The following is a 24,310-nucleotide window of genomic DNA, read 5'->3' as shown; positions in this document are numbered from 1 at the left end:
ACGGCAGTATTTATCAAACTGAACCAAGCGAATGGAGTCACAGCCATCTGCTTTGCGCTTAAATTGTGGCATCAATGGGCGAAGTTGAATCTCTGTGCCATCAGCCAGTTTAAAGAACTTGGGCTTTTTGGGTTTCTTTTTATTTTCTTTGAGTCTGGCGTGTACTTTGGGGTCAAAGAATCGTGACCAAGCAGACGCAAGATCGCGTACTTTTTGTTGTAAGGTGACGGCATTAGAGCTAGATTTCAGAAAGGCAAAATCAGGATTGTTCTTTAGATCCATGATTTTATTAACCAGGTTGGTGGCGTTAATAAATTCATCTTTAGCAAACATCTCAAACGATATTGCCAGCATGTGATTCCAAACAAAACGCGCAGAGCCGACAAGATTATTTAGAATAATCTCCTGCTCCGCATTAGGCTCAAGCCTAAATTTATACGCTTTGTTGAGTTTCATAACACCAATTCATTTTACTTATCCTAGATTAACACACCAAGTGCAACGCTAAATAATATTATAGAATACCTGATTGGATGTTCTAAACCCTAAACGTTTTCTTGGTCTGTTGTTTAGCTTGTTCTCAATAGCTCGTATCTCATCATTACAGACTTGTCTAAAATCACATCTTTTAGGCAAGTACTCTCTGATGAGGCCATTGGTATTCTCATTAGTTCCTCGTTGCCATGACGCATAAGCATCAGCAAAGAAGAACCCACTATAGAGTTTTTGCTTAATACCCTTGTGATCTGCAAACTCTTTGCCATTGTCAGACGTAATGGTCTTAACCTGCAACCTGATTGGCGTTAAGAGGTCTATAATCGCCCCTGGCACCTGCTGAGCACTCTTTTTGACCGCACGCTTCATCTTCAGTAGTCCAGTTCTGCGCTCAACGAGTGTTACAACCGCTTATTTGTGATGTTGACCAATAATAGTGTTCGCCTCCCAGTCACCGATGCGTGTCTTCTCTTCTACTATCTGGGGACGCTCATGGATCGAGACTCTGTCATTGATACGACCCCGAGTCTCAGTGGTTAGTCGCTTGCGATAAGGCTTGACTTTGCGTCTAAGACACTGCCATAACCTGCCGCCTTGCTTCTTGTCACTCCAGATACAGCAATAGAGGCTCATGTGGCTGATACCACCATGAAACCTTGCTATTTTTTCAGGACTCCAGCCATCTTTGAGCTTGTCTATTACTCAATCCCAAACGTCAACGATGATCGTTATAGCGTTGCTTGCCCGACGGGCTTTAGCCTTGTTGTAGACATAATTGGCTCGGTAACCGCGCAGGCTTTTATTACGCCTAACCTTTCTTGATATGGTGCTGGGGCTTCTGCCTAATGCATCAGCTATAAATTTAATGCTATGTTTTGCCCCTTTTAGGGCATAAATCTGATATCGTTCACCTAGGCTTAGTTGTGTATAGTTCATGGTTACAATCTTACTTTGGTCGGTGGATATAAACTTTGATGCTAGCGCATCTAGGTCTTTTTTTCACCTCGCATTTGATATTGCACTTCATATGTTAATCTAGGTGTTTTAATGTAAGTTCTAAAATTTATTATAGCTTATTTCAGTATATAGTTTTTATGAATATATAATAAACACTAAGCAAGATTCACCTCCTCCCTAATATCGGGTGGAGTCCTCTTTCGCTTTTTTTTGATAGAATAAAGAGTCAGTATGGAATTTTTAGGTTTTACCGTCGACATCGCCACCCTAACTGCCAGTGCGGTGGTTTTAACAACCAAATTGGTGTTGGCCATATTAATATTCGTCGTTGGGCTTTGGCTGGCTAAAAAGGCGGTTGCTGTTGCCCATAAGGTGATGTTACGTGGCCGCTTAGATGATACCGTTGCTAGCTTTTTAGGTCGTCTTTTATATGGTGTGTTGTTGGTTGTGGTCACCTTGGCAGCGTTGAGCAAAGTTGGCGTGCAGACCACCTCTGTCGTTGCTATATTGGGCGGTGCCGCGGTTGCTATTGGTTTGTCACTAAAAGATCAGCTGTCTAACTTTGCCGCTGGCATTATGATTGTGACCTTTCGCCCATTTGTACGCGGTGATTACGTGCAGATCAGTAGCTATACTGGTACGGTGACTGAGATCACTTTGGTGAACACGCATCTGACGACGATAAACAATCACGACATCATCATCCCTAACAGCGATATTACGACCTCAGCTGTGGTCAATTATACAGCGCTTCCCAATCGCCGCGTCGACATTACAGTTGGTATTGGTTATGACGCCAATATCAAAACGGCCAAAGAAGTGATGCTGAATTTGGCAAAAAATAATCCGCTGGCCTTTACCGATCCTGAGCCGATTGTGCGAGTGACCAATCTGGGCGATAATTCAGTGGATCTTACCTTAAACGTTTGGACAACCAACGCTGATTGGTGGACGATGCAGTGTGAGTTGCTAGAGCAGTTTAAATACGCGTTGGATGACGAGCATATTGAGATCCCATTCCCGCAGCGCAGCGTCCATGTCAAAGGTTTGGATCACATGATTAATCAAATGGGGCAAGCCCAAAAACTGCCTTTGGCCAAAGACTAGTTGCTTTAGACAAAATTATTAAAAGGACTGGCTGCGCTTGGCTTAAGCATTTGGAATATAGGGATTTGGTAAGTTCAGACTTGCCAAAATATCAATCTCAAAGCTTTCCATCTCATCTTGTTCGGCCTGTCCGAGCTCGTGATCAAAACCCAGTAGGTGCAACATGCCATGTATTAACAGATGGCTAATATGCTGCGCCACGGTTTTGTCTTGCTCTTTGGCTTCACGCACCATCACTTCGTGACAGATAATAAGCTCACCGAGTGGTAACGTGGGCATCAGCTCAATGACGGCAATGGGTAAGTCACTTGGGTAAGATAAAATGTTGGTCGCATAGTCCTTACCGCGCGCTTCTAGATTTAATGCATGCCCCTCAATACTATCAGTAACGTACAAATCTAGCGATTTAGATTTTTCTTGCCACAGTTCAGGGTCGATATCCTCAAAATAGGGGAGTATCAGTCCGCTATTGACGCGCGCATTGACATACTCTAAAGTTGCCCTCATGACGGGCAGTAAGTGCTCACGATGGTAAAAGGTATCAAGGATCTCATCGTCAATACTATCAGTAGCACTGATGTCGAGTGCCGCTAAGCTTGCGTTGTTGCTGATGATTGCAGCATCTGTCTCGTTGTGTGGGTCGTTATGTGTGTCATGATGCTCATCGTTAGACTGACTCATGCCCTTATCCTTTTTATTGTTTTGTGGGGTTATTGCCTGATGGAATGCTGTGCTTAAATGGCACGAGTGCCGCAAGTATTTTGGGTATTTTACTAAGGCCACTATAACCAAGTTGTAGGTAGGCTACCAGTAGAAAATAATGCCAACCAACGCTTAACAAGAGAAAACCGGACTACTCACTGGTAGTCCGGTTGTATGTTTCTACAATTAGAACACTGAGGCAATAAGTTTACAGTTTAGCGGCAGCATCCGTGATGGCTTGTTTGCGCTCTTGTTCTTTGAGGCGTTCAAATTTACGCTTCTCTTGTAGCGCCATTTGCTCATCATCGAACACATCATAAGCTTCGACAATTTTTTGTACCAACTGGTGACGTACCACATCTTTTGAGTCAAATTTGGTGATATGAATCTCTTCGATACCGCTTAAGATATCCATCGCCTGCGCCAAACCTGACTTATGACCACGGGGCAAATCGACCTGCGTGATATCACCTGTGATGACCGCACGTGAGCCAAAGCCCAAGCGGGTCAAAAACATTTTCATCTGTTCTGGTGTGGTGTTTTGCGCTTCATCTAGAATGACAAATGAGTTGTTTAACGTACGACCACGCATGTAGGCCAGCGGCGCGACTTCGATAATCTGACGCTCAATCATTTTACCAACTTTTTCAAAGCCGAGCATCTCATACAGTGCGTCGTATAACGGGCGTAAATACGGATCAATTTTTTGGGTTAAATCCCCTGGTAAGAAGCCCAATTTTTCCCCAGCTTCTACCGCTGGACGCACCAATAAAATCCGCTCAATCTCATTGCGCTCAAGCATGTCGACCGCACAAGCGACGGCTAGATACGTTTTACCTGTACCAGCAGGTCCAATACCAAATGATACATCAGAGCTGAGGACGTTTTTGACATAGCGTTGTTGGTTGCCACCGCGAGGGACGATGCGCCCTTTACGAGTGCGTAAGCTAATGGGGGTAAACTCACTGGCGGCATCTAAGTCGTCTTCGTCTTCTGCATTATCAGAGTTTTGCTCATCGGCGTCCCTATCTTCATCGCGTGAGATGCTCGATTGGATGATCAGGTGCAACTCTTCTGCGCTGATGTCTTTGGTGTTTTGTGCTTCGTCTACCATCTTATAAATAATACGTTCACCGCGCTCAACACCGGTTACATCGCCACTAAGGCAGAAGTCGCCTTGGCGTTGAATGATTTTGATATCGAGGCGTTCTTGGATATATTTCATGTGATTGTTATATTCACCCAGCACGGTTTTGAGCTGTGCTGGGGTTAATGATTCAAACTTTATACGGCGGCTCATGGAATCAGTCAAGCGATTATCCTTGTGTTGTATGCCCGTTACTGTCGATCAGTTTTGTTTGATCAGTTCTGATTGGGTGACGGGCTTAAGAGATAAAATAGTCAGTTATGTGATATGGATTTTAAATAATAAAGATAAAAATAACGGTAACATTCTTATTGATTTTGTGGAGGAGGATAAGCAAGCATCTAGCCTTTATTATGGTAGATAGTTTCTAAAATTCAAGCCATACATTGGCTACATGGCGCTGTTTTTGTATGGCAATTGCAACCAATCTCGTCACTTTTATAGCGTAAGTGAATGCACGTGCCAATCACGTATAATTGACCTTTTAGATATGACGGTCAGCGATAGAGCGCGGCTCATATCAATACACTAGCGATATTGAGTGCGCTTGGCTTTACCAGTGCGATCATGACTTACTATAAGATCAAGTAAGTGCTGTGTCTATCGTTAAGAGCAGGGCATGTTAGGCAATTTGTGGTAATCTATGGGACATAAAATAGCGTTTTATCATTGAATTTAAAGTATAAGTAAAATGCTAAAGCCAGAAGATAAAAATAGGTTCCAGCAATGATTCATTGTATAGATGCATTGCATATCAAGAGCGTGCCCAACCGATTATAATAGGAATAATAATGACGCAAAACACTGATTCAAATTTATTGAATGCGACAAACGGACAGGCAATCACTGAGCAACAGGTGCTTATCGCGGGTGGTGGTCATGTTGGCTTGTCCTTTGCCCTACTGCTAGCACATCATGGGATTGCCAGCACTTTATTGGAAAAGAACAGTTATCCAACCATCAGTCCAACCGATGACAGTACTCGCAGTCATTACTTGGACAGTCGCAATACCGCGCTATCACGGCGTACCGTACAGATTTACCAAGAGATTGGACTGTGGGATGAGCTACAAAGTCATGCTTGCCGCATCGATGCGGTACAGATTAGTGAGCAAGGTAGCTTTGGGCGCGCGCAACTAAACAAAGCCAAAGAAAAAGTAGAATCATTTGGACAGGTGATGGAAAATGCTTGGCTGGGACGCAAGCTGTTGTTAGCGGCTCAGCAGTCGCCACTGATTACTTTGATCGATCATGCCAATGTGACGGCGGTTACGCAGCAAACAGATGGGGTGACGCTCAGCTTTAGCTATTATGGTGAAGAAGAACATGAGCAGCAACTACAAGCGAGTGTCTTGGTTGCATGTGATGGGCGCGACTCTACGGTGCGTCAGCTGTTAAATATTGGTACGACGACTCATGATTATGAGCAAACTGCGATCGTTGGCGTGGTCGAGACGGATAAACCACATGAGCACGTGGCAATCGAGCGTTTTAGCCCAGCCGGTCCGCTTGCCGTGCTGCCATTGACGGATCCAGAGGGCGATGGCAATGATGAATACCAAAAAGGATACAGACGTTCGGTCGTGTGGATCTGTCCTAAAGGTGAGGAGACGCAGTATTTAGAGGACGATGCGCACTTCTTGGCGACCCTACAGCAGGGCTTTGGGCAACGTGCTGGTAAGTTTGTGGCTGCGGGTCGCCGCGGCGCTTATCCACTGACTCGCGTACTGGCAGACAAACAAGTGGGGGGGCGCTGTGTCATCATGGGCAATGCCGCTCATACCTTGCATCCTGTGGCAGGGCAAGGTTTTAACCTTTGTATGCGCGATGCCCACGTATTGGCGCAAATGCTGAGTGCGCAAGTGCTCAGAGGTGAAGATATTGGCGATACACAGTTATTAAAACGCTATGAGCAGGCGCGTCAAACCGATCAAAAACGGGTCATTCGCTTCTGTGATGCCGTGGTTCATGGCTTTACTCATCCGAACCCAGCAGTGAAGCTGGCACGAAACATGGCTTTGGTTGCCTTTGATAAACTGCCAAACATCAAGCCACTGGTAGCGAATTATGCGATGGGTTTGAAATCGTAATATCGTCAGTTGCAAATAAAATCGATACGTTAATAGCAGCGTGCTAATGGGATACACTTTTCTTGCTGCTTACAAGCGTGACAGAGGCTGCGAAAAACTCCTCCCATTCAAACTGTATTGTTTTTAAATAGAATGGACTGTATCTACAAAAAATACGCGGATGCCTCAAGTTAGCAGTCATAAATATGATGAGCAGATTATCGCTCTACAAAGGATGTTCCATGAAAAATAACCATACACTCATTATTGGCAGCGGTATTGTTGGTGCCACACTGGCTTTAAAGCTGGCGCAAGCAAAAATGCCAGTGACGTTGATTGACGCACGTCCTGCGCGTGATGAATCGGCTTGGCAAGCGGTATTGAGCAAACGTGACGCCCGTGTTTATGCGCTAAGCTTAGCCAGTATTCACTTACTAACAGAGGTCGGCGCGTGGCAAAAAATTGCCGCCTCCAAGCGCAAAGCGGACTACTCGCAAATGCAGGTATGGCAGCTCAATGGCATGGGTGAGTTGTTGTTTGGTGATAGTAATGATCAAAACCTTGACGCAAAACTGCTCGGTAGTATGGTGGAGCCAGCGGTCATTGAACACGCACTATGGCAACGTTTATACAGCGAGGATATCAGTGACTACCTAACCATTATCGCTGGGCAAAAAGTTGTCAATATGGATTGGTTGGGCGCGCAGCAAGGCTACCGCGTGACTTTAGACGATGGTGCAGCAATTGAAGCGGCGCTAGTGGTGGGCGCTGATGGCCGTGGATCCTTTGTGCGTCAGCAAGCTGGGATTGAACTCGATACCTTAGATTATCATCAAACCGCGATTTGTTGTGCGATCCAAACCCAAAAACCGCATCAAGCGACCGCCCGCCAAGCCATGCTACCGACGGGCACGCTAGCGTTATTACCGTTAGCCGATATTACAGATGCCGATAAGGCCAATCCACAGTATTGGCAATCGATAGTCTGGACTTTGCCGCGCAATCAGGCATTGGCATTGATAGAGGAAGAGGATCGTTTTATCACGGACAAACTGGCTGCTGCTAGTCACTATGAACTGGGCGCTATTCAGAAAATTGAATCCATCGCCAGTTTTCCTTTGACCGCGCAACAAGCGAAAAGCTATGTCGCGGATAATTTGGTATTAATCGGTGACGCGGCCCATGGCGTCCATCCGCTGGCGGGTCAAGGGTTAAATCTGGGCATGCTTGATGTGAAGGCGTTAAGTGAGCAACTAGCGCATGACTTTGCTCGTAGTGGCGGGAAGCTTTGGGGCAGTAATCAAACGCTGCGTGCTTATGAGCGTTTACGCCGTCCGCATAATAGCCTGATGATGCACAGCTTTTCGGCGCTTAACTGGCTGTTTGCAGGGTCGCTTGCTCAAACGCGTCCCGTGCAGCAAATACGCAGTGAAGGGATGTATCGCGTTGGCAAAATAAAGCCACTGATGCGCTTGTTTGCTAAGCAGGCGAGCGGGGTTTAGAGGGTTACCCCAACGCCGAAAATAGTACCATCAGTACGGGTGAGACAATATTAATCAAAAAACCAAAACTAATCGCTAATGGCACGACTTTTAGACCACCTGATTGCTGAATAATAGGCAAAGTAAAGTCTAAACTGGTCGCGCCGCCAAGCCCAACTGCTGCTGATGGATATTTGCGCATAAAGACAGGAATAAACAGTAATGCAAAAAACTCACGTACTAAGTCATTAAATAACGCCACACTGCCCCAAACGGCTCCATAAGCATCGGTCATAACAATCGCGGATAGTGAGTACCAACCAAATCCTGAAGCCAGCGCCAAGCCCTTGGTCCACGATACTTCCGTAAATAACAGCGCAAAAATAAGCCCGCCCACCAGTACCGACAGCGTAAAGATGACACTCATCTCGACACCGCGTTTATTTAGTAGCACTTCTTTTAGGGTAATGCCTGAGCCTTTTAGTCCAATCCCGACCAGCAAAATTAATATCATTAGCATAACGGTCATGGTGTTTTCAGGGGGCATGTAATTTTCAGGTAAGAAGTAGCCGATTACCATACCAATCGCCACGCATATTACTTGCGCGAGGCTACCGCGGATACTGACGCGGTGCTCTTTTGATTTTACGCTGGGTTTTTTGGCATGCCATGGACGCAGACGATCAAAGAGCATGAGTACAAACAACCCCGTGCCTACGGTCAATATTGATAGTACGGTGACATAGAGCGTGATTTCGCCCAGCTGATTGCCAAGCCCTTCAACGTGCGATAGCTCAATACCGATTAGCGCTAAGATGATAAATATCAAATACGACAGGCCTTTATCCGCAAACTTCGTCATGGTGGGATTAGAGGGGATGGCAAAGCCAATAAACATTGGCATTAATACCAAAACAAGAGTAATTAGGCTTTGCATATCGGCAGGCTCATCAGTTTTTAACAAGCCGACGATTGTATCATATTAGGCCGTAGATACTGGTGTGAGTAGATAAAAATCCCCTTGTTTTTGCATGTTTATAAGGCGCTCATGGCTGTTGGTATGCGCTTAGTTGGTTGAGTCTTGTCTTGATTGACCGCCTCAAATGTGTGATTTTCATAAGGCCTGCAAGGCCAACTGATCGATAAAGGAGTAATGACACTTACTTTGGGCTGACAAGCCATGTCAGGATAATCTTGTCTATAATGGCCGCCGCGACTCTCAATGCGCTGATAAGCAGACTGAATAATCAAGGTCGCTAACTGTAATTGTCTTGCTAATTGTAAGTGGGCAAGCCTATCAGCGGCAGTAGCATTATTGGGGTCACAGGCGTCAGACTGACTGAACGTAGCGTGTTTAAGCCAATGCTGCCATTTTTGTACTTGTATAAGTGCTTGTTCTAATGACTCAGCATGACGCGTAATGCCCATGTTAGTGGTCATCAGTTGCTTTAATGCGGTGGTTATTTTGGTCACATCAGTGTCAGAGTGGCTACTGTCATCAGCCGCGTTATAAACAGACGAGTCAAATATCAATGAGGTAGAAGTTGGCAAAATCACAGGTTGTGTGTTTTTAAGGATTGGCGTCGCCCAAATCGTAAAAGTTTGTTGGGCTGCCTTGTCCTCATGTAGAGCGGTATTTGACGCTGTAATTTCTCTTAAATAACGTGGTAAATCAGTGGCGATGTTACGGCCAACGACCACGCATTCTAATAAAGAGTTGCTTGCCAAGCGGTTGGCGCCATGCAGTCCAGTGTAAGCAACTTCACCAGCGGCATATAGCCCTGCCACATCGGTCAACCCGTTGGCAGACGTGACCACGCCGCCGCAGCTATAGTGGGCGGTGGGCGCAACCGGAATCGGCTCTGTCGTCATATCAATGCCGAGCGCTAGCAACGTTTGGTCAATCTGCGGGAAATGCGCTTGTAAAAACGTCGCTGGCAAGTGACTGACGTCAAGATGGACATAACCAAGACCGTTTGTGTGTATTTGCTCAGCGATGGCACGGGCGACGATGTCTCGCGGGGCCAGTTCGGCTCGTGCGTCGATATCTAGCATAAAGCGCGCCCCTGTCTGCGGACAATACAGATGGCCGCCTTCACCTCGCAATGCTTCGGATATCAAAAAGCTGCTGTCGGCAAGCGCCAAGCCTGTCGGATGAAATTGGATGAACTCGAGATTTGCTAAGCGGCAGCCTGCTTGCCATGCCATCATCACCCCATCTCCGACACAGACATTGGGGGCGCTGGCGCGTTTAAACAATTGCCCTAAGCCGCCACTGGCCAGTACGACGGCGCGACTATAAAAGATACGCTGACGCTGATTGATATGATCAAAAACAAGCGCGCCTTGGCAATACTGAGTATCGTCGTCTAGAGAGCCACTTTCATTAAATGGCGATGTGAGTAAGTCCAGCGCTTCATGATAGGGCAGGATGGTAATATTGTCCGCAGCGTACGCTTTGGTGAACAAGGCATCCATAATATACCGACCAGTGGCATCATCGGCATGTGCCACTCGGCGGCATCCGTGACCCCCTTCTTTGGTTAAATGTAAGTCACTAATGTGCAATCCATTTAAAGACTTTTGTGAATTATCCTGCTGAGGAATTTGCGTGAAAGGCACGCCTTGATCGCACAGCCATTGAATCGCTTGCTGTCCGGCACTTAGAATGCTGGCGGTGTGATCAGCCTCACACAACCCAGCACCAGCGACTAGCGTATCCGCAATATGGTCAGTGACAGAGTCGTTTTTGTCTAAGCTTGCGGCGATACCGCCTTGCGCATAGTGACTTGAGCAGACATCCAGTGCAGCTTTACTTAATACCGTGACCTTTAACGACTGTGGCAAAGATAAGGCGGTGCTTAAACCAGCCAGCCCAGCCCCGATGATGAGGACGTCTGTTTGTCTGGTGTCATCAGCGCTATCGTTATCGTTCGTCGTATCAACTGTAAACGCCTCGCTCATCTTAGGCGGCTCCCACGTTGGCAAACAGCTCGCGGTCTTTAACGATATCCCCACTAGCGGCCACTCGCTGTTTTTGCGACTCGGCAAAATCGAGCATGCGTTGTAATGGTTTTTTGGCTGCTGCGGCCAGCTCAGGCGTCATTGATACTTCACCGCTATAACTGGTTAGACACTTCTCAATACCTTGCAAGCCATTCATCGCCATCCAAGGACAAAACGCACAGCTTTTGCAACTGGCGCTCTCACCAGCCGTCGGCGCGGCCAAAAAGCGTTTGGTTGGTGAGCGCTTTTGCATCTCGTGTAAGATGCCCAAGTCAGTAGCAACAATAAAGGTATCGGCGTCCATCTCATAAGTCGATTGCAATAGCTTACTGGTCGAGCCAACCACATCTGCAAGCTCAACGACACTATCAGGCGACTCAGGGTGTACCAGCACTTTTGCGTTTGGATGCTCATTTTTTAATTGCATCAGCTCAGTGGCTTTAAACTCGTTATGCACCAAGCATGAGCCTTGCCAAAGCAGCATATCTGCGCCAGTCTCACGGGCGATATATTTCCCCAAATGCCGATCAGGTCCCCAAATAATAGGCTCGCCTTGCGCATGTAAATGACGAATAATATCAATACCAACGGATGAGGTTACTACCCAGTCAGCCCGTGCTTTGACAGCAGCGCTGGTATTGGCATAGACAACGACAGTGCGCTCTGGGTGAGCATCACAGAATACGGAAAACTCATCAGCAGGGCAGCCCAAATCAAGCGAACACTCCGCCTCCAAATCTGGCATCAGCACGGTTTTTTCCATACTTAATATCTTGGCCGACTCTCCCATAAAGCGTACACCAGCGACCACTAACGTCTGCGCACTATGCGCTTGACCAAAGCGTGCCATCTCAAGCGAATCACCAACGCAGCCGCCCGTTGCTAACGCCAAATCTTGAATAAAAGGATCGACATAATAATGAGCGACCAGCACGGCATTATTATCTTTTAATAATTGTTTGATGTTTTCTTCAACCGCCAGGCGCTCGGTACGTGGCAAATCGGTTGGTATCTTGGCTTTGGCGTAGTCGATATTCATTTGAGTGGCGATGCGACTGTCCGTGCTCATGATGGGCGCGTCATACGGATAAGTTTTCATAAGGGCAACCTTTGGGGCAATAACGGCAAACTATATGCCGCTAAAATGAATCAATTAAACACAGCTTAGAGTAAACTGTTTTAATTATGCTCATTTTGAGCATAAAAACAAGTATTTTTTATCGCCTCACTGACAGTTGCTACTGATTTATACAAAATCGCCCTTCGTGATTATTATCCTTTTATCGTATCCAGCCGCTTATATTTACAAGGGCAAGCTATGATAATTAACGATTCACGCTATACTAAGCCAGGTGCTAACTATTCATTTCATTGTTTTTAGTGGCATTACTTTTAGTTACATTGTTTTCTTCTTACATTTTTAAAGTTAAAGGATAATTCCTAAAGTCATGACGTTGTCTTATTCACACGCACATCAGCAAGGTAGTGGCACGACAGAAGTAGTCGCGGTACTGGTTGCCATTACAGAACACAAGGCTCGGATTTTAACAGTCGATCAAGGCAAATTACTGCCCAACGGTCCACTGATGCCGTTGCACCGCTCGTTGCAAGCTGGCGTGCGGCAATGGGTTGAGGAGCAAACGCAGCAGCCGCTTGGTTATTTAGAGCAGCTATATACTTTTGTCGATACCAATAGGCGCAATATCGATGGTCATGCACTCGTCTATGTCAGCTATTTAGGGTTGGTGCAAGAGACGCAGACGCAGCAACTACAGAGTCAGGCATTATGGCGAGATTGGTACGACTATTTCCCTTGGGAAAATCATTTAGATGGTATACCAGATATCATCATGGATTTTATTGTGCCTGCGTTGTGGGCTTGGGCAAATACGGCAGAAGAGGAAGTCGTCCAGCAGCGACGGCGACAGCGTATCGGCCTATGCTGGGGGGTAAGTGAGTTATCTTTGGTGAATAGAGACCCCCAAAATATAGATACTGACAATGAGATAACGAGCGATACAGCGTATGGAAGTGGGGAGTGGGTCGCCGAGCATGTGTTACTGCGCTATGAGATGCTTTATGAGGCAGGACTCATACCTGAAGCACCGACTTATCCACCCAATTATCAAACTGGTGTCTCACCTACGGATTGGTCACAGCTGATGGGCGTACCCATGTATTATGATCATCGCCGCGTGATTGCTACGGCTATCTCACGGCTACGCGCTAAAATTGAGTATCGTCCGCTCATCTTTGGTTTGATGCCAGACGTGTTTACCTTATCGCAGTTACAGCAAAGCGTGGAAGCACTGTCGGGAGTGCGTTTACACAAGCAGAATTTTCGCCGCCTGCTCGAATCACAAAACCTTGTGACGGAGACAGGACAGAGTAGTAGCGCTCAGCGTGGTCGCCCTGCCAAGCTGTATCGCTTTCGGCATGATATTGAGCTGCAAAGCTTACTAATGGACAGTAAACTGCCTAAACGCAAATAGTTCTAAAATACGGTTATAGTTAATGCTAAATAAACAAGCAAGAAAAATTTGTACCAATCTAGTTGTCTCGCTTTTATAGCGACCTAACGATATCTTGGCTGATAAACATGTATTGGCCTCATAAAGTAGTGGACGGCACTTGCGAGGCTCATCACTTTACGCTATATTTATGCTCATTTTGAGTTTAATTAAATAACGTTTATGTAACTGATGGGCTGATATAAGGGTAAAAGATGATAGTTAAAAAAGAACCGGCACTGGATGACGTATTGCTTAGACCGTTGGTTGAAGCTGCATTAATTGAAGATCTAGGCAGGCGCGGTGATGTTACCTCGCAAGCGACCATTCCCGCTGAGATGCAAGCGCAATTGCAGATTAAGGCGCGGCAAGCAGGTGTGATATGCGGTATGGATTTAGCGCGTTTATCTTTTGCTTTAGTTGATGCACAAATTGAATTTAAGGCGCAAGTCCATGATGGCGAAAACGTTGCAGCTGGTGCCGTACTGGCCACCGTTCGCGGTAATGCCCGCCATTTATTGACAGCTGAGCGCACGGCGTTAAACTTTATGACGCATCTTAGCGGCATTGCGACAGATACGAGACAGATTGTCGACAGCATCGCCGCATTTCCGGCACAAATTACCTGTACGCGGAAAACCATTCCAGGGTTACGTATCGTACAAAAATACGCGGTACGCTGCGGCGGCGGTCGCAATCATCGCTTGGGTTTGGATGATTCGATTTTAATCAAAGACAACCATATTGCCATCGCTGGTGATATAAAAACCGCCATTCAACAGGCCCAAGACTTTGCTGGTCATTTAATTCCCGTAGAAGTCGAAGTTGATACGCTAGAACAACTAGAGCAGGCTCTAGATGCGGGCGCGAACTTAGTACTGCTGGATAATATGGCGCCCGAGGTGTTGTCGAAGGCGGTCGCAATGTGTCAAGGTCGCGCTAAGACGGAAGCATCAGGTGGTATCACGCCCGAAACGGTACAAGCGGCTGCAAAGACAGGCGTTGATTTTATTGCGATGGGGTATTTGACACACAGTAGCACGGCGTTAGATATTGGTTTGGATTTTAGCGCATAGGGCGTGAAGCGTTGAGTTACGCTCTAATGGGGAGGATTTCTACTACGCAATTTACGATTAATTTTGTGAGTGACTCACTTGTCAGAAACTTCTATGGCGCTGAGTTATTGGCAAGAATGTATATAGGCGCAATTCGGCAAAGTTAATGATTTTATTAGCTTATCTGCCTATGTTACAATGCCATTTTTAACCGCCTGTTGGGTCATCGTTGCACGCGCACGATGACCTTATCTTTTTGCATAAGTGGTATTAATAGACAAGCGAGCGCTCAGTGAATACTGAAATTATCAAAATAATCTTAGCCTTTATGGTATTGATTAATCCATTTAGCGCCTTAACGCTATTTTTGGATTTGACCCGTGGTTATTCAATGAATAACCGCCGCAAAGTTGCGCGCGTTGCTTGTCTGACGATTTTTATTACCATTAGCTTTTTTACCGTGGCCGGTGAGACGCTGCTAAAAACCCTCGGTATTTCCATCGGCTCGTTTCAGTTAGCGGGTGGTATCTTGGTGTTTTTGATTGCTCTCAACATGATGAATGGCGAGGGCAATCCTGTTAAGCCTGATCAAGAAAATTTTGATGTTGATCACGTACAAGACTCGCCACCAACGATGGCAGCGGCAGTGGTTCCACTTGCTATTCCGATGATGATTGGCCCAGGTGGTATCTCAACGGTTATTATCTACTCTTCACAAGTCTCTGGTATTTTGCAGGTATCAGCCATATTAATTGCTGGGTTATTTATCAGCTTTTTTTGTTATTTAGCATTGATGGCAGCAGGTCGTATCAGTCGTTTACTGGGTGATACTGGGCTGAATATTATGAGCCGAATCATGGGTATGCTACTTGCGGCAGTCTCTATTGAAATTATCGTGAATGGCTTGCGCACCCTATTTCCGGATTTGGTGTAAGTGTTTTTGTACTTTCAGTATAGGCAGTTCAAAATAACATTGATACGTTAATAGCCACGTGCGACTGGTATAAGTTTCCCTTGCTTGCTGCTAATACAGAGGCTGCGAAAAATTCATTCCAGTCGCCTTATATCGTTTTTAAAGTGAATCGACTATAGTGGCAGCTGACTTGCAAATAGGCGGTATTAGTAACGCTGTCAATGTGAGAGGTGATTTAAAATTTGCGGTTAAAAACATAAGAACTATTGTTAATCATCAGTATTTATTTTAAAAACCAAACACTTAACGGTGTTTGGTTTTTTTATTTTTCTAAGCAGTGTTATTGGTTAGCTAGCAGTTTTTAGGATGGCTGATGCTATCAACTCTGGTACAAATGCCAAGCCAAATATAGCATCAGTACGCCTACTAACGCGTCGAGTATATTCCACGCTTTTGGCTTGGCAAACAGTGGCCTGAGCAGACGCGCACCGTATCCCAAAGCAAAAAAGAAAAAAAACGAGGCGCTAATCGCGCCAACTGCAAAAGTCAGTTTACTACTTGCGCCTGTTGAAACCATGCCGACGAGTACCAATGTATCTAAGTAGACATGAGGGTTTAACCACGTAAAGCCAAAGCAAAGTAATAGGGCTTTTTTTAAGCTGGTGACAACTTGACCCTCGACAGTGAGCGCGTGTGACACGCTTACACTTGCGTACAGACTTTGCAATCCGTAGCCTAGCAAAAACACAACACCAGCGAACTTTGCGATGTCCACAACTTGCGGATAGCGTGCCGTGACTGCGCCAAAACCGCCGACGCCAGCTGTGATCAAAAATGCGTCACTCACGGCGCAAAACAAGCACACAAAAAATATGTGTTCGCGCTTGAGCCCTTGTTTGAGTACAAAAGCGTTTTGTGAGCCAATCGCGATGATAAGCGACAGCCCAAGTAAGAATCCAGACAGATAATCGGACGCGTTCATAATTGGGTGTTTGGCGTTTTGAAGGCTAGAGGAGTTGACATTTTGCTTACTGGCACAGTCGTAAAAAGCTGTTAAGATACGCTATTGAACGAATGTGTGCAATACAAGCGTGATGTGAGAGTGTGAATACATTGGACGAGAGTAAGGTAGGTTATGGTGGTCAGTCTGACAAGAATACTACAGTCATTTGGGCAAGCTCAAGATGACCTGCCAACGTTAGCCGCTAAAAAGGCTCAGGCAGTGAGTGTCAGTCATGACGCAGATGTTGATGACGTTAGTAATAATAGCCATCAAGCAAATAGTGGTCATTCTGCGCTTACGCCGCCTGAGCGTGCAGACCGTATTTGTGATGCTTTAGCGCAAGTAAATGATATTCGCTCACCTACGCCCTTGACGGATCGCTATTTGGTCAATCGTGCCGACAGGCGCCCGAGCAATAGACCTCCTTTTGACCCAGATACCTTATGGTATCTCAAACATGGACGCTGTCCGATTATGACTGAGCTTGTTGATGTGGTTGATGCCGCCACCCTAAACGCCATGCCGATTGAGGCTGTTGCGATACTTGACCGCATTAATGGTAAGTTAAAGCGCTACCGTGAGTGGAGTCATGAGCTGAATGAGCAGCAACAACAGCAGCACAATGAGCGCCAATTTGTGATCGATAAGCTTGTAGGCGAGAGTATACCTGAAGCCCTATATCATTATGAGCAACTGCAACGCTTTAGTCCGCACCGTACCAAAAATAGTATGGTGCAGGGCAAAATGACCGCAGGGGATATGCTGACCGATTTGTTTTTAGAGATTGATTACGAGCTTGATGAACTTTTAGATGAGTTGCATCAAACGGTCATGAACCGTTTGGCTTCGACACATCGTTATGTCAAAAGCCGTACGCAAAGCTAATGTCTCTACACTTAACTAAATACAAGCGATTAAAAATGGTTTATCAAAAACGCTTCCTTTAATACAAAGATGTTGAAGAGATATTGATAATAATAAGAGGACAATCTGATGACCCAAGTCACTGCGATGTTCGTGATGTTTATTTTATACGGGGTGCTACCAGCAGCGGGATTGTACCTCGGGTATCGTGGCATTAAAAAAGTCACTGCGCCTAAGATGCTTGAATATGAAGCAATGCCGCAGTTGGGCTACATTCCTGAAAAAAGCTTACCGGCGGAAGTCAAAGAAGCGCTTGCCCAAATCAACCAAAAGGGCGAAAAACTGCGGGTCATTTATGGGGATACCAATAATGATGGAAAAATTGATGATAAGGACACTGTTAATGAGACTTATATCATGATCCAAAACTTAATGGATACCCACATACCTCAGGCAGTAGCGGATTATCGTCGCTTGCATGACCTAGAGGGTGCTCGTGCTGATACGACCAAAATTAAGCACTCTGATGTTACGGGCAAAGAAGCGCTACTCGAAGTACTGAGGACGATTAATGCTCAGTTCGATGACTTGCTTAGTGCCTCCTACCATCAAGACGGGCAAAAACTGCTGGTGACTAATAGGTACCTACAAAAGCGTTTTGACAATCCAGAAACCGATGTGGCTGTTCCATCCCTAAATCATAGTAGAGAAACAAGTGAGGGTTCAGAAGACGCTCGCGATAAAAATTCTGCAACTGAGAATATTAAACTGTGAACGATAGATGATGTGTATTAAATGATAGGGCACACGTTTGAACAAGTCATAGTGAGCGTATATGAGTATATTGATAGGTATTGGCGTCGCGACGATGGTTACCACTGTTTATTTGGGTAGAAAGGGCTGGCAAGCGTTGCACAAAGCGGTTGGCATCACCCCAGGTGTACTCACGTATCAAGATGATAATGCGCCATTGACGTTATCTACTGTCAGCTGGCAACAGCTACATTTGAATAAAAAACACCTGAAAAATTTGCCCGAGCAGCAACTGCGTCAACTACAATGTATTGATAAAAAAGTACATAGCTATCAAACGTATCAAAAAGAATTAGAAGCGCAGCATAAAAAATCTGTCGTCACTGAGCAACAGTTTATATTGCATAAGATGTTGCACACTCGGTTGCCTGAAATGCTGGCCAGTTATCACCAATTAGCCAATATCCATACAAGCGCTCAACATGTGAGTAATGAAAAAAAAGCGGAAGCCAGTGAGTTATTACAGCCAATCTTAGATAACATTGAGCAGCGTCTGGATTGTCTACTAGAGCAAATAGAGACGCAGCAGTTACAAGCGTTACGAGTCATGAATCATTATATTGATAGCCACGATGACTAAAACATGCCAAGACCAAAAATTTTGATGGGCTCGGCGATGTAAAAATATCTCCCTTTAGATGAGGGTCAATCTCCATTTACTTTATTGGTTACTCAACCTGCTGATGATACTATGGTTACATTGCTCCTAACTCAACAGTTCAGCACAAAAAAGCTGCCAATGACTATTGATCAATGGCAGCTTTTTTATGGCTTACCTTAAATCTATAAGAGACTTAAGGCAAGGGTCAATTAACGCTTGTCGTTGCGGTCACGCGTATTGCGTGTGCCGCGGCTGGCAGGGCTCGCACTACTTTTAGGCTTTGCACTGTTACTACGGCTATCGCTACGATTGTCAGTGCGACGCGCTTTGAGTGGTTTGTTTTTGATACGTTCTTGTTTCTCTTTTGCCGCCCCGTGTAGGCCAGTACCATAACGTGGGCGTAGGCTCACTAAGTCCGTTAACGTATTGATGTCTTTTTTATCCAGCTCTAAGAAGCGGCCAGTACGTAACTCTTTTGGTAGGGCAATCGTCCCATAGCGCGTACGCAGTAGACGGCTGACTTTTAGTCCTTGCGACTCAAACAAACGGCGTACTTCACGATTACGACCTTCTTTTAGTTTGACGTGATACCATTTGTTGACGCCTTCACCGCCGCCTTCTTTGATGTCTTCAAACTGTGCCATGCCGTCTTCTAACATCACACCAGCAGTCAGCGCACGAGCGATATCGGGAGTGACTTCACCCAATACGCGTACGGCATATTCGCGGGTCACTTCGCTTGATGGATGCATCAAACGATGCGCCATTTCACCGTCATTGGTAAACAGTAACAGGCCAGTTGAGTTAATATCTAGACGTCCGACCATGACCCAGCGATCATGCGTCAGTTTTGGTAAGCGTTCAAAGACCGTTGGACGGCCTTCTGGATCCTTGGCAGAGCAAACTTCACCTTCCGGTTTATAGTAAGCGATCACACGGCGACGCTTCTCATTTTCAGCGGTGTATTTAATCTGACGACCATCAACGCGAATTTCATCACCTTGCTCAACGCGATCACCAATGGTTGCTGGACCGTTATTAACTGTTACGCGGCCTGCTTTAATGACTTCTTCCATTTGGCGGCGTGAACCAAGACCCATACGGGCGAGTGCTTTTTGGAGTTTTTCGTCTTTCATTACGATATCCTTGAATCGGGTTGGTTTTTACATTTCTCAATGTAGGAATATGCGCGATGTGTATACATTACCTTATGATATACAAGAGATGTAATTTTTCATCGCACGCTGCATTATACTAGTAAACGACATGCGATATGAGATTTTTTGACTTCTTTATCTGACCAGTACATTCCTATCTTTTACTTGTACCATCTTAAAAGACTAAGAAGCAAAAACTAAAAATTAGGAATTTATACTTAGCAGGACGAATTTTAAGTCATGAATTAATGATGGACTTGCAGAGGTATACGGTTATGCAGCTTTTCGTGTAGTATTAACGTTTTTTTAGCATACCTAACATTGTTAGTAGCAAACAAGAATTATATTAAATTTGGATTGTTATGTATAAGAATGTCTTTTTGTATCAAACAAGACCAACTCCACTGCATAGTAGAAAACTTATGTTATTATGCCGTTTATTTATGTTAAAAAAGTAAAGTTAGAGTGATTTTCTAGTGAAGTTGCTTTCAAAATTTTGCGTGATTGCGATGATTGATGAGGCCCTTTTATATGAGACAGGCAACTAAGCTGTTAAGTACAGCGTGTTTATTACTTAGCAGTATGCTTTATGGGTGTGCTACGACAACTATTAATTCGGGACTTCAAGCTGGTGAGTTGCCACCAAGTGGTTCTTTTACTGCAGAGAACGGTATTAATTTCAATGTGCAGCCGCTTACGCTTGCTACCTTACCTCCTAAGCAAGTGGCTCGTTCGCAACCTGGCAGTAATCTAGCGGCTTTATTACAGTCCTCTAGTCGAGAAAATTATCGCATCGCACCATCAGACATACTAAGTATCACTTTGGTAAGTTATCCTGATATAACGGCCGCTGGTAGTACTGGGTACCCAGTTGATCAGCAGGGATATATTCAATTTCCTCTGATTGGACGTATCAAAGCCAGTGGCCTGAGCGTACCTCAGTTTACTAGTAATTTGCGCGCGCGCCTACAGCGTTATTTAAGATATCCAGATCCACAGGTAAAAATTGCCGAATATCGTGGCAACAAATTTTTTATTGATGGTGAAGTTAATACGCCTGGCGAATTTAAAATTACTGATGCGCCGGTTTCATTATATAGCGCAATATCGATGGCAGGCGGGGCAACCGATCTTGGTGACTCAAATAAAATTGTACTAAGGCGCAATGGCACAGACTATCGTATAGGTCTACAGTCACTGCAACAAATGGGTGTGTCAGCCAATCAAATCTATATCCAAGACGGTGACGCTATTCGCGTTAGTAGTGAAGATATCAATAAAGTGTATGTCTTGGGTGAGTTTGGCAAAGTTGCTCCTGTTCCTATTCTTGATCAAGGATTAAACTTGGCGCAAGTACTGGGAGAATCAGCAGGTTTGAACTCGAATACAGCCAATGCTGCTAAAATCTACGTGGTACGTGACCAACCAGAGTATCAGCGTACGAATATCTACTATGTTGATATGCAGGCACTCACCAGCTTTCCACTTGCTAGTCGTTTTGAGATGCAGCCTAACGATATCGTCTATGTGGATCCAACAGGGCTAACTCGTTGGAACCGTGTTATCAGCTCACTACTACCATCAACCTCAGCGATCAGAAGCTTTTCAAGTTTATAGGGAGTCATCAGCATGGCGTTTGATAATATTTTAGTGGTATGCGTGGGTAATATTTGTCGTAGCCCCATGGCAGAAGCATTATTAAAACAACGTTATCCTTATAAAAACATCGACTCTGCAGGTGTTGGCGCTTTAGTTGGTCATCCTGCAGATCCCGCTGCCCTAGAGATCATGACTAAGCAACAGCTTGATATCACCAAACATGCGGCAAAACAGATTGATGAGCATTTGGCAAAAAAAGCTGATCTGATTTTTACCATGTCAGACAGTCAGACCAAGTGGATTGAGGAGCGTTGGCCGTTTTGCCGTGGCAAAACTTTTAAGCTTGGACATTGGCAAGACAAAGATATTGCTGACCCTTATAAACATGATATGAGTGCTTTTGAAACAGCATACCAAGATATTGTTAATAGTCTCGCGCAATGGGATGATAAAGTTAGCTAAACAGCGGCCATTAAAAGACTAACCTTAAGTGATGAACATACAGTTATGAATACAGATTCAAAGAATTTATCAAACTCTGCCTCTAAAGAAGACAATGACGACATTGATCTTATGGCGCTGCTGTTTGCTATTTTGCGTGGCTGGAAAACCATACTCTTTTTTGCATTAATAGGTTTGCTAATAGGGGTGCTTTATGGTCGTTATGTAAACCCTACATTCAAATCCGATGCGTTGATACAAATAGAAGAAAACTCTCAAGGTATATCAGCGTTGGGTGCCAGTGCTTCAGAGCTCATCGCACCACAGGCTAGCAAAGCGCAAACGGAGGCTGAGCTGATACGATCTCGTATGATACTAGAACCTGTAGTAGATAAGTTGAATTTACGTATAAAACTTATGGACCCTTCTATCGGATATCTTGATAAGATCAAAAGTGATCGTGTTGCTACCCAAATCAACACTCCTGATGGCGTGTCATTAAGAACTGAAGACGGTGACGCCCAGGTTAGTCAATTTAATGTATCGCAGGGCTATTTAAACCAAACATTCACTTTGACCAGGTCGGACACAGGTTTTGTACTTAGTAATGGATTTGATGACTTTAACGGTCAGTTTAACAAGTCGCATTTATTTAAGGGTACAGACGGTCAGGTTCAAATAAATGTCACTGATTTACCTCTTAATTCTCACCCTATTAATATAAATAAACAATCATTACAAATTTCGACTGATATTATAAATAGTAAGTTATCCGTAGTCGAACAGGGTCAGCAGACAGGTATCGTTGAACTGTCTATGACAGGATCGAACCAACAGCAAGCCAGCTTGATTTTGAAAGAAATTATTCTTTCTTACATAGATCAGAATCAGACCCGTGGATCTGAAGAAACGACTAAAACAATTAAATTTATGGAAACACAGATTCCAACCCTAAAGAAAAAGCTAGAGGCCTCTGAAGCAAAATTTAATGAATTTCGTGCAAAGAATGGCACTATTGACGTTAGTCAGGAAGCGGAAATATTATTGGCAGAGAATGCACAGATTGATTCGCAATTGAGTGAGCTTAAGCTGAAAAAAGCGGAGCTAACGACTTATTATACAGAAGATCATCCATTGGTCATCCAAATAAATGACCAGCTTACAGTGTTGAATAGTAGAAAGCAGAGAATAAACGACACTATTGCAGGTTTACCTGAGGTACAAAGAGAGTTTTTACAACTGTCTGAAGATACAGCAATCAATAGAGAGATTTATTTGACGCTACTCAAGAACTATGAGCAGCTGAAGGTAGTTAGAGCTGGACAAATTGGCTACGCTCGTATCATTGATTTACCTATTAATACTTTCAATGCTATTGCACCAAATAAGCCACAAATTTGGGTGTTAGCAACGTTATTGGGTGCTATGTTAGGTGCAGTGCTAGTACTACTGAAGAGCTTACTTAGAAACGTGGTTAAAGACCCTGAGCGTATTGAAGCCAAGACAGGTGTGCCTGTAGTAGCAACAGTCCCACGCTCTCCACTGCTGACAAGACTGCGTAAGAATAAGAAAGCGCCTAATCGTTTATTGGCCTATATCGATCACAATAGCTTAAGCTACGAAGCCATCAAAAGCTTAAGAACGAATCTGATGTTTGGCATGCCAGTGCAAGGGAGAGCAGGACAGCGAGCGAAAGTTATCCTGATCACGGGCGAAAGCCCTGGTGTCGGTAAATCCTTTATCTCTGCTAACTTAACAGAAGTGTTTGCTCAGTTAGATAAAAAAGTTCTAATTATGGATGCTGACATGCGTTTGGGTGAACTGCATAAAATGTTTAGTATGAGTCAAGAGAACGGCTTAGCTGACTATTTATCGCAAGATGTGTTATCACAACACACGACTCATTTTTCGCAAAACAACTCTCAAGTCCCAGAAGCTATTAACACTCAAGCGGTTAGCAATCTAGCAAGCTTTATCCATCCGACTGGTATAGATAATATTGACTTTATGCCACGAGGTCAGCATCCACGTAACCCTGCCTCACTATTGGCGAATGGTAAATTTAACCATTTAATGACGGAACTAAATCTGCACTATGATTATATTGTGATCGACTCGCCGCCAGTATTAGCAGCTTCTGACGCTATGATATTAGCACAGCACGCTGATAAGGTACTGATGGTCACCAGATATGATGATTCGATAGAAGGGCAGTTGGTTTATGCTGTTAATCAGATGAATAAAGCCAATATACAAGTTGACGGTATCATTCTTAACGATGTACAACAAGGACTTACGAGTAAATATAGTTATCACTACAGTTACGCTTATGGTGATAACCAGTGACTAGATTTTTAGTAGCTTTACCTACATTAATATCCTTTGAGTAG

21 protein-coding genes and 1 pseudogene are annotated in these 24,310 nt (G+C 44.7%); 12 read left to right on the top strand and 10 right to left on the bottom strand.

What is annotated here, in order from left to right:
• The 3 genes and pseudogenes from JFC06_RS10335 to JFC06_RS12470 form a co-directional block, all read right to left on the bottom strand.
• On the bottom strand, positions 1-456 hold a 456-nt coding region (locus JFC06_RS10335), incomplete at its 3' end, for a helix-turn-helix domain-containing protein (protein ID WP_198334994.1).
• Between the two features lie 48 nt (positions 457-504).
• Positions 505-1,194: pseudogene (locus JFC06_RS12285) on the bottom strand (IS30 family transposase).
• Positions 1,195-1,197: 3 nt separating this feature from the next.
• On the bottom strand, positions 1,198-1,431 hold the full coding sequence (locus tag JFC06_RS12470; protein WP_198334992.1) for a helix-turn-helix domain-containing protein: 234 nt from the start codon (positions 1,429-1,431) through the stop codon (positions 1,198-1,200).
• Positions 1,432-1,683: 252 nt separating this feature from the next.
• On the opposite strand from JFC06_RS12470, the gene JFC06_RS10315 reads away from it, so the two are divergent.
• The gene (locus JFC06_RS10315; RefSeq protein WP_198334991.1) at positions 1,684-2,559 is read left to right on the top strand and encodes a mechanosensitive ion channel family protein; all 876 of its coding nucleotides are present in this window, start codon (positions 1,684-1,686) and stop codon (positions 2,557-2,559) included.
• 42 nt (positions 2,560-2,601) lie between these two features.
• On the opposite strand, the gene ybeY is transcribed toward JFC06_RS10315, so the two are convergent.
• Entirely contained in the window at positions 2,602-3,240 is a 639-nt protein-coding gene (ybeY, locus tag JFC06_RS10310; RefSeq protein ID WP_198334990.1) for an rRNA maturation RNase YbeY, read from the bottom strand.
• Positions 3,241-3,469: 229 nt separating this feature from the next.
• Positions 3,470-4,561 carry a PhoH family protein gene (locus JFC06_RS10305; protein WP_198334997.1) on the bottom strand — a complete coding sequence of 364 codons (1,092 nt, stop codon included), beginning with the start codon at positions 4,559-4,561 and terminating at the stop codon, positions 3,470-3,472.
• Between the two features lie 638 nt (positions 4,562-5,199).
• Here JFC06_RS10305 and JFC06_RS10300 point away from each other — a divergent pair.
• Together JFC06_RS10300 and JFC06_RS10295 are read left to right on the top strand one after the other, a co-directional pair.
• A complete protein-coding gene (locus tag JFC06_RS10300) occupies positions 5,200-6,498 on the top strand; it encodes an FAD-dependent monooxygenase (RefSeq protein WP_198334989.1) in 1,299 nt (432 codons plus the stop codon).
• Between the two features lie 221 nt (positions 6,499-6,719).
• Positions 6,720-7,979: an FAD-dependent monooxygenase gene (locus JFC06_RS10295; protein ID WP_198334988.1), complete on the top strand. Its 1,260-nt coding sequence runs from the start codon at positions 6,720-6,722 to the stop codon at positions 7,977-7,979.
• 4 nt (positions 7,980-7,983) lie between these two features.
• Here JFC06_RS10295 and JFC06_RS10290 read toward each other — a convergent pair whose 3' ends face one another.
• The 3 genes from JFC06_RS10290 to nadA all read right to left on the bottom strand — a co-directional run bounded on the left by JFC06_RS10290 (position 7,984) and on the right by nadA (position 12,063).
• Positions 7,984-8,895 (bottom strand): lysine exporter LysO family protein, encoded by a 912-nt coding sequence (locus tag JFC06_RS10290; protein ID WP_198334987.1) that lies wholly within the window; start codon positions 8,893-8,895, stop codon positions 7,984-7,986.
• A 98-nt stretch (positions 8,896-8,993) separates the two neighbouring features.
• Positions 8,994-10,922 (bottom strand): L-aspartate oxidase, encoded by a 1,929-nt coding sequence (gene nadB / locus JFC06_RS10285; RefSeq protein ID WP_198334986.1) that lies wholly within the window; start codon positions 10,920-10,922, stop codon positions 8,994-8,996.
• Position 10,923: 1 nt separating this feature from the next.
• On the bottom strand, positions 10,924-12,063 hold the full coding sequence (gene nadA / locus JFC06_RS10280) for a quinolinate synthase NadA (RefSeq protein ID WP_198334985.1): 1,140 nt from the start codon (positions 12,061-12,063) through the stop codon (positions 10,924-10,926).
• Positions 12,064-12,412: 349 nt separating this feature from the next.
• Here nadA and JFC06_RS10275 point away from each other — a divergent pair, with 349 nt between their 5' ends.
• The 3 genes from JFC06_RS10275 (at position 12,413) to JFC06_RS10265 (ending at position 15,463) form a co-directional block, all read left to right on the top strand.
• Positions 12,413-13,456 (top strand): NUDIX hydrolase, encoded by a 1,044-nt coding sequence (locus tag JFC06_RS10275; protein WP_198334984.1) that lies wholly within the window; start codon positions 12,413-12,415, stop codon positions 13,454-13,456.
• A 233-nt stretch (positions 13,457-13,689) separates the two neighbouring features.
• Entirely contained in the window at positions 13,690-14,550 is an 861-nt protein-coding gene (gene nadC / locus JFC06_RS10270; RefSeq protein WP_198334983.1) for a carboxylating nicotinate-nucleotide diphosphorylase, read from the top strand.
• Between the two features lie 271 nt (positions 14,551-14,821).
• Positions 14,822-15,463, top strand: coding sequence for a MarC family protein (locus JFC06_RS10265; protein WP_198334982.1), 642 nt, complete (start codon positions 14,822-14,824; stop codon positions 15,461-15,463).
• A 358-nt stretch (positions 15,464-15,821) separates the two neighbouring features.
• Here JFC06_RS10265 and JFC06_RS10260 read toward each other — a convergent pair whose 3' ends face one another.
• Positions 15,822-16,424: a LysE/ArgO family amino acid transporter gene (locus JFC06_RS10260; protein WP_198334981.1), complete on the bottom strand. Its 603-nt coding sequence runs from the start codon at positions 16,422-16,424 to the stop codon at positions 15,822-15,824.
• A gap of 153 nt (positions 16,425-16,577) precedes the next feature.
• On the opposite strand from JFC06_RS10260, the gene JFC06_RS10255 reads away from it, so the two are divergent.
• The 3 genes from JFC06_RS10255 to JFC06_RS10245 all read left to right on the top strand — a co-directional run bounded on the left by JFC06_RS10255 (position 16,578) and on the right by JFC06_RS10245 (position 18,702).
• Entirely contained in the window at positions 16,578-17,330 is a 753-nt protein-coding gene (locus tag JFC06_RS10255; protein WP_227670128.1) for a hypothetical protein, read from the top strand.
• A gap of 108 nt (positions 17,331-17,438) precedes the next feature.
• Entirely contained in the window at positions 17,439-18,083 is a 645-nt protein-coding gene (locus JFC06_RS10250) for a hypothetical protein (RefSeq protein ID WP_227670127.1), read from the top strand.
• A 61-nt stretch (positions 18,084-18,144) separates the two neighbouring features.
• A complete protein-coding gene (locus tag JFC06_RS10245) occupies positions 18,145-18,702 on the top strand; it encodes a hypothetical protein (protein ID WP_198334980.1) in 558 nt (185 codons plus the stop codon).
• A 230-nt stretch (positions 18,703-18,932) separates the two neighbouring features.
• Here JFC06_RS10245 and rluB read toward each other — a convergent pair whose 3' ends face one another.
• Positions 18,933-19,859 (bottom strand): 23S rRNA pseudouridine(2605) synthase RluB, encoded by a 927-nt coding sequence (gene rluB / locus JFC06_RS10240; protein WP_193006577.1) that lies wholly within the window; start codon positions 19,857-19,859, stop codon positions 18,933-18,935.
• Positions 19,860-20,411: 552 nt separating this feature from the next.
• Between rluB and JFC06_RS10235 the strand changes: the two genes are divergently transcribed.
• From JFC06_RS10235 to JFC06_RS10225, 3 genes are read left to right on the top strand one after another with little or no spacing between them, the layout of a single operon-like run.
• On the top strand, positions 20,412-21,497 hold the full coding sequence (locus tag JFC06_RS10235) for a polysaccharide biosynthesis/export family protein (RefSeq protein ID WP_198334979.1): 1,086 nt from the start codon (positions 20,412-20,414) through the stop codon (positions 21,495-21,497).
• A gap of 12 nt (positions 21,498-21,509) precedes the next feature.
• A complete protein-coding gene (locus JFC06_RS10230) occupies positions 21,510-21,941 on the top strand; it encodes a low molecular weight protein-tyrosine-phosphatase (protein ID WP_198334978.1) in 432 nt (143 codons plus the stop codon).
• A gap of 45 nt (positions 21,942-21,986) precedes the next feature.
• The gene (locus tag JFC06_RS10225) at positions 21,987-24,266 is read left to right on the top strand and encodes a GNVR domain-containing protein (protein WP_198334977.1); all 2,280 of its coding nucleotides are present in this window, start codon (positions 21,987-21,989) and stop codon (positions 24,264-24,266) included.
• Positions 24,267-24,310 lie beyond the last annotated feature (44 nt).

The organism is Psychrobacter namhaensis, from assembly GCF_016107545.1.
Lineage (GTDB): Bacteria > Pseudomonadota > Gammaproteobacteria > Pseudomonadales > Moraxellaceae > Psychrobacter > Psychrobacter namhaensis.
The sequence above is the reverse complement of the archived record's forward strand: the minus strand, read 5'-3'. Positions and strand labels throughout refer to the sequence as shown.

What these genes read in the sequence shown, in the direction of transcription:
- JFC06_RS12470 (WP_198334992.1), bottom strand. Translation starts at nt 1,431, where the DNA reads ATGAACTATACACAACTAAGCCTAGGTGAACGATATCAGATTTATGCC.
- JFC06_RS10315 (WP_198334991.1), top strand. Translation starts at nt 1,684, where the DNA reads ATGGAATTTTTAGGTTTTACCGTCGACATCGCCACCCTAACTGCCAGT.
- ybeY (WP_198334990.1), bottom strand. Translation starts at nt 3,240, where the DNA reads ATGAGTCAGTCTAACGATGAGCATCATGACACACATAACGACCCACAC.
- JFC06_RS10305 (WP_198334997.1), bottom strand. Translation starts at nt 4,561, where the DNA reads ATGAGCCGCCGTATAAAGTTTGAATCATTAACCCCAGCACAGCTCAAA.
- JFC06_RS10300 (WP_198334989.1), top strand. Translation starts at nt 5,200, where the DNA reads ATGACGCAAAACACTGATTCAAATTTATTGAATGCGACAAACGGACAG.
- JFC06_RS10295 (WP_198334988.1), top strand. Translation starts at nt 6,720, where the DNA reads ATGAAAAATAACCATACACTCATTATTGGCAGCGGTATTGTTGGTGCC.
- JFC06_RS10290 (WP_198334987.1), bottom strand. Translation starts at nt 8,895, where the DNA reads ATGCAAAGCCTAATTACTCTTGTTTTGGTATTAATGCCAATGTTTATT.
- nadB (WP_198334986.1), bottom strand. Translation starts at nt 10,922, where the DNA reads ATGAGCGAGGCGTTTACAGTTGATACGACGAACGATAACGATAGCGCT.
- nadA (WP_198334985.1), bottom strand. Translation starts at nt 12,063, where the DNA reads ATGAAAACTTATCCGTATGACGCGCCCATCATGAGCACGGACAGTCGC.
- JFC06_RS10275 (WP_198334984.1), top strand. Translation starts at nt 12,413, where the DNA reads ATGACGTTGTCTTATTCACACGCACATCAGCAAGGTAGTGGCACGACA.
- nadC (WP_198334983.1), top strand. Translation starts at nt 13,690, where the DNA reads ATGATAGTTAAAAAAGAACCGGCACTGGATGACGTATTGCTTAGACCG.
- JFC06_RS10260 (WP_198334981.1), bottom strand. Translation starts at nt 16,424, where the DNA reads ATGAACGCGTCCGATTATCTGTCTGGATTCTTACTTGGGCTGTCGCTT.
- JFC06_RS10255 (WP_227670128.1), top strand. Translation starts at nt 16,578, where the DNA reads ATGGTGGTCAGTCTGACAAGAATACTACAGTCATTTGGGCAAGCTCAA.
- JFC06_RS10250 (WP_227670127.1), top strand. Translation starts at nt 17,439, where the DNA reads ATGACCCAAGTCACTGCGATGTTCGTGATGTTTATTTTATACGGGGTG.
- JFC06_RS10245 (WP_198334980.1), top strand. Translation starts at nt 18,145, where the DNA reads ATGAGTATATTGATAGGTATTGGCGTCGCGACGATGGTTACCACTGTT.
- rluB (WP_193006577.1), bottom strand. Translation starts at nt 19,859, where the DNA reads ATGAAAGACGAAAAACTCCAAAAAGCACTCGCCCGTATGGGTCTTGGT.
- JFC06_RS10235 (WP_198334979.1), top strand. Translation starts at nt 20,412, where the DNA reads ATGAGACAGGCAACTAAGCTGTTAAGTACAGCGTGTTTATTACTTAGC.
- JFC06_RS10230 (WP_198334978.1), top strand. Translation starts at nt 21,510, where the DNA reads ATGGCGTTTGATAATATTTTAGTGGTATGCGTGGGTAATATTTGTCGT.
- JFC06_RS10225 (WP_198334977.1), top strand. Translation starts at nt 21,987, where the DNA reads ATGAATACAGATTCAAAGAATTTATCAAACTCTGCCTCTAAAGAAGAC.